A 7337-nucleotide genomic window follows, 5' to 3' on the forward strand; every position below is an offset into this window, starting at 1 on the left:
TAGACACTAATTATCTCCACCTAGCGCAACAGAACATATCTCGCTTTTTTACCTACCTTAATTGACATAGATCATATCTTTAGTAAGTTGATTGTAAGCTAAAAGTTATCTGCTCTCTGCAAGACTATTTTCATCATTATTATAATTGTTGTTTTGCTTCAGAAGCAAATAACTGGCAAAAGTATTGATGATAACTAGTGACTCTTTCTTCAAGTCTAATTAGGTATCAATTAATAACTATACAATTTTGACTATCATAGGTATTCGGCTATCAAATGAAATAGATTTTTCCTAATGATGCACTGGTTACAGAAATTAGTTATAAATCTTTTTTAACTACTTAACAATAGAACTTAATGGAGATGCCTATTACAATTTTTGACTTAGTCAAAAGCACTTATTTTGACATTTATTTTATTTATACACCGAAAGAATAATTTGAATAAGTTTGGATGAAGTAATGATGGATAAAAATCATTGGAACATAAAAAATATCCAATATTTATGACACCATTGTGGTGGTATGATGAATAAATCAAGTTTGTGCTAATTTTATATAAAAAATTATGATTTTCTAATAAAATTGTGCAGTAAATGAAAAAGATTATTTACTGATTTAATTAATGCTGAGTCATCAGATATGAGCCTGAAATGTGAAGTAAATCATTACTTCTTACGACACATGAATCCAAAGAAATTTTCCTCATTTTAAAGTATTTATCATGAAAGTATAAATGTTAGATAAAAATCAATTAAAGGAGGGACAAAAATTAAAGTTGCACAACAATATCCTAGGTATATAAGCATAGTTAGTACATTTAGTTAGGAATATAGATAAGGCATATCAATGACAATATTAGAAGGGGTAAATGAAAAATATTAGGCTTCTATAGCACTAAACGTGTTGAACATAAAATTGGATTGATTAATAAGTTAATGAATGGTTCATCAAATACTTTGTATGAGATATGTTAATAAGTTCGCCGTACTTCAATTACTTTTCTACTCAGGATGTGAAGCTTTTAAATTAAGTAAAAGATAAGTACTACCACTAACATAACGAAAATCTACTATTCATAAATACCTAATTCCTAACAGTAATAAAGGTGGAGGTAAGCATGTTGTAAACATCAAGTTAATCAGAGGAAATTAAGGTGATGTAATAGAGAAATAGCTGTTCTTGAAGTTCAAATGATTTTACTTGACTGTACGATTAATATTTAACGGAGATATAGCTCTGTTAAGAGTGCTGACAACAGGAAATAGCATGACTTATGGGAGCAAGTTTATAATTGTCAAATATTACTGAGATATCAAGCGTCTTGCAAATATTTCTAAACAACTCACACAACCATTTACAGAGTTTTTTTTGCTATCATAGATTTTTTGTAATTGTTTTAACTTGGGTGTAAATCACAAGAGAAAAAGCAAAAAATGTAGTACAATTCACAATTCCGGTCAGATATTAGTCACAAATAAACTCATACATTTTTTAACCCCATAACTGAAGACTACAAAACTATGAATCAAGATATTGCTGGCAGTAGTAGTAATAATTTAGAAAAAACACTTAATTCTGAACAATTTGATCGAGTCATAGAAGCAATTCTGGCTGGAAAGTATTCTTGGGCTTGTGTCTTGATGCTACGTTTTACAGGTTATAACCCATTACATTACATTCCTTACCGAACTTATAACCGATTACTCAAAGAAAATACCCCTGGGAAAAAGAGTAAAAATCAGCAGCAAAATAATAACGTTAAGATTGCTCGAGAAAATTCTGCAAAGAATAACCAAACGAATGTTGCGCCCAGTTGCTTAAGTCAAATTAAAGACTTACCTTATCTTGAAGTGGTGGGGAAGCAAAAAACTCAAATTAATGGTGCCAAACTCGAGCATTGGTTAGGAAAAAAAATCAATGAGTATCAGTCAAAAAAATCAGAAGTGCAGTCAGCAACAGGTAATAGCACTAACCCTTCCTTGAAGTTTTGTAATTTGAATTGAAGTCTCTATTGATTGCATAGATATCGTAGTTGCGTACCATTTTATCAAAAATGTCATGCTGAGAATACTTTAACAGCATGGCTTTTGCGTGTAATAGAGTGTATTATTTTATTAATAAATACTCGATTCTTAAAAACTTATGGTTTATCAAAAATAATTTGCCAAAGTGGCAATTAATTTTTATCGTCTTATTTTAAATTAATTACAGTGTCGTCAAACTTGATATTCGCAATAACAGCGATTTTCAGAGGTAAGTTTCATATCTAAACATATGTAATCAAACGTAATAAATATAGGAAGTTAAAGATAATAGAAGTTTTCATGATTCACTAAGCTATCTTCACTATTTGTGGTGGTTCATTTTCTGAATATCAATATATTATTAGTAAAGATATATCTTGTCCTCATATCTTTCATACTTTCAATTATTGATACGGAAGCTGAAAAGTGGTGATATTTCATAGTGTTTGAATGTAAATTTTATATTTTTTTCTACCCTATTATTATGTTTATAGCCTCTTTCCTTCTAATGAAATAAATTACTACTTATATTGTGTAAGAAGTGATTATATTTTTTCTGGAAGCTAGTGTATATAGTTTCCAGATTTTTTATATGAGGAGAAATTCAGATCCTATCAATATTAATTGGTTCACAGTAAACAAAATCAATTAATTAAAGGGAAAATTCTGTGAGTCAGCGAATAATACTTCAGAACTAGTTGAGTTATTTAAGAAATCATTAAGACTGATGCAAAATTAACGTAATTGCGTGATTACGTTAGCACGCAGCGTCTTCGTTAGAACAAGTGATAGCTACGTATACATCCTGCGGACACCCTATACTAACGTTGCGTAAGTCCTGATCATTTAAGAAATCACTCCTCAAATAGATGTAAACTCGCATATTGTTGTTATAAAAGTTACTCAATATCCTGTTTTTTTGTAAAGCATGTTTTCTAGTAAACCCAAAACTATTTTAGTTATAACTGAATGCAGAGATATATTTTATCCTCCGAGCTTAATAAACATAGCCATAACCAGTTCTGATAACTAAACTGTATGGGATAAGATAAATGTTACATCTTAACCAACGTGTACAAATTCATCCGGTTTGATAACTATATATAAATTAAACTTGATTTATATTTTTATATTTGCTTGTGATTCCTATTTATGTTTTGAGAATCTGTTTAGTGATTTTATTTTTATAATTGCTTGCAAATCAAATTAGGATTACTCTGCACTCTAATCCTAGAGCATCGAAGTAAAATCCTGAAAAGCTTGCTGTAAAAGAGAAACAGCTCTATGTATTAATCTTTTAAGTTATTGAGATTACTTGGGTATTTATACCTTTAGTTAAAAAGCAATCCTTTATTCCTAACTAATAGTTTGGGATGAAAACTGCTCAAGAACTTAAACTAGCTAGATCTAGTGACAATAACTTAATAGCTTGTAAGTTTAAGCTGTTTTATTACGCTAAGTAAAGTTTTTAAAGCTTTTGCCAATAATTCATAAATTTTAAGTAAAAACCTGACTATACTAAAAAAAAAACTTGACTAAAGCTAGAGATTTTGACTACAAGTAAATCTAAAGGAATAATTTTCCTTCGCCAATAGTAATATAGCTTAATTGCTGTACTGTGTTGCTCTTAACCACATTTGCTAATGTGTAACAATTAATTTATACTATTTATTGCTTCGCATTATCTTATGGGTTGTTGTTCTAAAGCGAAAAACAAGCAAAAATTGGATTGAATTGTTATTAGCGAAGCTATATAATGACTCTGGGATTATTCAATAAGTGTTCCGTTGTCCATAGTCAGTATTAAATATGAAGTCATTTAATTGATAAGGTGGGTGGTTAAATGACTGAGAGTGAGCTATTTTTTTGTAAATAAATCAAATGAATTTATCGCCAATTGCTAACTAGCATTAGATATTGATTTTATTCTTTTAGTCTTATACTTTACACTTCAAGTAAAGTGACACTTGCTAGAATTGTGCGAATACTGCTCAAGTAAAAATACTGACAACTATCTGCTATTTTCTGTATATTTTGTAAATAGCTGACAGGTTTTTGTAAAATAATTTTGTTTAGGTGAGGTATATCAACAGAGTCTTCTTATTATATTTAATTAAATTTTTGTAGAGATAAAGATAAGTCTTATCTCAAGGAGATTTAAAAGTTAAAAAACCTTCTAGGATTTTAAAATCCAGAAAGAATCTTGTAGTTATACGGATCGACACAATTACCTAACAACCGAAGGATTTCCCCCAGATTCACAACATCCGAGGGGCAAGATCCAACGGTTAGTTGCATACACTCGCAAGGACTGTTAATTTTATAACAGTGTGGACAAAATACAGCTGTCAAACCTGGGCTAGAGGTTTAGAACAACAGCTATGGCGTACTTTTTTGTCAACTTTGACGATTCATAACAACTTATAAGAATAATGGCACATCACTTCACTAATCAGCAAGTGTTTGCGTTCAAGCATTCACTTTCATTAAATTCACCTCAAGTTTTCAGAGTTGCGCAATCGGGCTTCTGTAGGTTTAAAGATACTTGTACTTATACTTACACTTATTCTGATACACATCAGATAAATACTTGTGTTACTTAAGAAACTGCTTTTATTTAATCAGAACTTACGCAATTGTCACCATACACCGGTGGTGCGTGACACTTAAAACCTTGTTCATACGTTCAGGTTAACTCGCTTGTGTCACGCACCCTACAAGAAAAATGTGCCGGTTGCGTAAGTCCTATTAATATTTGTTTTTGTTGTTAATCCTTTTTAATCCTTTTAATGAGTTTCCACTTTACTGCTGGAAGCTAAGCTTAGTTTAACGCGTAATATTAAAAGTTAAATAAAATACATATATAAGCAAAGCATATGTCATCAGTATTTTCACATACTAGACTGGGCGAATACATAGCTAAGGCATTGGGTGAAGCACTTTCAGAAAAAGAACTACAAAAATGCCTACAATCAGTAGAAATTATTGAGCCAGCAGTAGCAACTCTGTTTTGGCAATCAAGACTTGTAGAACCAGGCATATATATAGTATTGGAGGGAAAAGTTAGACTGCTTGACGAAGCAGATAATTTAATGTCCACCCTGGAGAGCGGTTCATCATTTGGAGAAGCAACTTTATTCGACGCAACTAAGTTTCAAGCCTACGTAGCAAGGTCTTCAATGAATTTGAAGCTTTGTTATTTAAAACAAGAGGGTATTGAGAGTTTGATAAATAAATATCCCCAGATCGATGTTCGCTTAAAGAAGCGGTCTGAAAGCTGGGATTTACTAATGTTATGCCGCCAAAATTCACAACTTCTGGGAAGTGACTCTACAGAAACAACGATGCAAGCTTTATCGTTGTTTAAATCCCATTCTCTTAATACTTTAGATGAAATATCTCTTCCCAAGAATGTCAATTTATGGATACTGCGACAAGGAGAACTTGTTAATTCTGAGGAAAAGAAATTAAATCCAGGAATTATTTATGACTCTTCTGTTTTAGAAACTACTTGTTGGCAAGCAACAAAAACTACAATTGTTTACAGTCTGAGTGATTCCGATTGGATTGAAGCTCTTAAACATTGTCCAGCATTAGCAAATTTTACTGAATCTGAAATAGCAGAAGAATCTGTTAAAAATAAACAAAAGACTAAACCCAAGGCATTACCAAAAAAATTTAATCCAAGCAACAATGTAATTCCTTTTCGTCCCCCAACAGCCAAACGAGAGAAAAAACCAGAAAAACAACTTTTATTTCCCACTCCGAAGGTGAGGGTTAAGCATTGGTGGGAACGTTTCACTCGCCAATATCCATTTTATGCTCAGCAAAGTTCCTCTGACTGCGGTGCAGCTTGTTTGGTAATGATTAGTCGCCATTGGGGTAAGCGTTTAAGCATTACTCGCCTACGAGATTTAGCTAATATTAACCGCAATGGAGCATCATTGCAGAGTTTGGCTGCAGCGGCGGAAAGCATTGGTTTTGTCACCAGACCCGTCAGAGCCAGCTTTGATAAATTGGCACAACAAACTTTACCCTTAGTTGCTCATTGGGAAGGTAAACACTATATTGTTGTGTTTGAAATTAATCGTAAACAAGTAATAGTATGTGACCCAGGGATTGGTCAACGTGCTTTAACTCATGACGAGTTTAAAACTGGATGGACTGGTTATGCGTTGTTGCTCCAACCAACAGTTCAATTTAAAGAAGCACAAGAAGAAAGTAGCTCTTTGTGGCAGTTCTTTGAGTTGCTTAAACCCCACACTAAAGTACTACTGGAAATTTTAGTTGCTTCTTTACTACTCCAGGTATTTGGATTAATCACACCAATATTTACCCAACTACTGTTTGACCGAGTAATTGTTCAAGGTAGTACTGTCACTTTAAATGCCATTAGTTTGGGGCTAATTATTTTTGGCTTTTTCCGGATAGTAATTAATGCTTTGCGGCAATATCTTTTAGCTCATACCGCTAATCGTGTCAGTGTTGCTTTGCTAGTAGGTTTTATTAAACATACTTTTCGCTTACCCTTGGGTTATTTCGAATCTCGTTATGTTGGGGATATAGTCTCACGTATCCAGGAAAACAAAAAAATACAACGTTTTCTAACTGGGGAAACACTATCAATCTTGTTGGACTTATTGACGGTATGCATTTATCTAACAGTAATGTTCTGGTACAACTGGTCCATGACACTGCTAGTCCTATTGATTGTGCCTCCATTCTTTATCTTGGCTTTTGCAAGTACTAGTATCTTGCGCAAAATGTCAAGAGAGATTTTTAATGCTGGAGCCGTACAAAGTAGTTATCTGATCCAATCCCTTAACGGTATTCGATCTATTCGCTCAATGGCAATTGAGCAAACAGTAAGATGGCATTGGGAAGAACTGCTCAACGATTCAATCAAAAAAAGCTTCCGAGCACAAGTTGTCAGCAACCGGATACAGATTATCAGCGGTAGTATTGATACTTTAATGACCACCGGATTGCTCTGGTACGGGGCATCCTTAGTTATTAGTAATCAAATGACTATTGGACAATTGCTTGCCTTTAATATGTTAATGGGTAACGTGATCAGTCCATTTAAGAGACTATCAGTGGTTTGGAATCAATTACAGGAAATATTTATTTCTGTAGAGCGAATTAATGATGTATTAGACGCACAACCGGAAGAGGATTTGTTATCCTCACCGCGTAAATCATTAAATAGGATTCAGGGTCATATTCGCTTTGATAACGTAACTTTTCGCTATCATTCGGAAAGTGAGATTAACATCCTAGAAAATATTAGTTTTGAAATTCAACCCGAGCAA

2 protein-coding genes are annotated in these 7337 nt (G+C 32.9%); both read left to right on the forward strand.

What is annotated here, in order from left to right:
• Positions 1-1521: 1521 nt before the first annotated feature.
• Complete coding sequence (locus QNJ50_RS21990) at positions 1522-2004, forward strand: HetP family heterocyst commitment protein (protein ID WP_300639475.1); 483 nt, start codon at positions 1522-1524, stop codon at positions 2002-2004.
• Between the two features lie 2897 nt (positions 2005-4901).
• Positions 4902-7337, forward strand: a 2436-nt coding sequence (locus QNJ50_RS21995) for a peptidase domain-containing ABC transporter (RefSeq protein ID WP_300639478.1), incomplete at its 3' end; no start/stop codon positions are given.

Source organism: Mastigocoleus sp. MO_188.B34, assembly GCF_030065675.1.
Lineage (GTDB): Bacteria > Cyanobacteriota > Cyanobacteriia > Cyanobacteriales > Nostocaceae > Mastigocoleus.

What these genes read in the sequence shown, in the direction of transcription:
- QNJ50_RS21990 (WP_300639475.1), top strand. Translation starts at nt 1,522, where the DNA reads ATGAATCAAGATATTGCTGGCAGTAGTAGTAATAATTTAGAAAAAACA.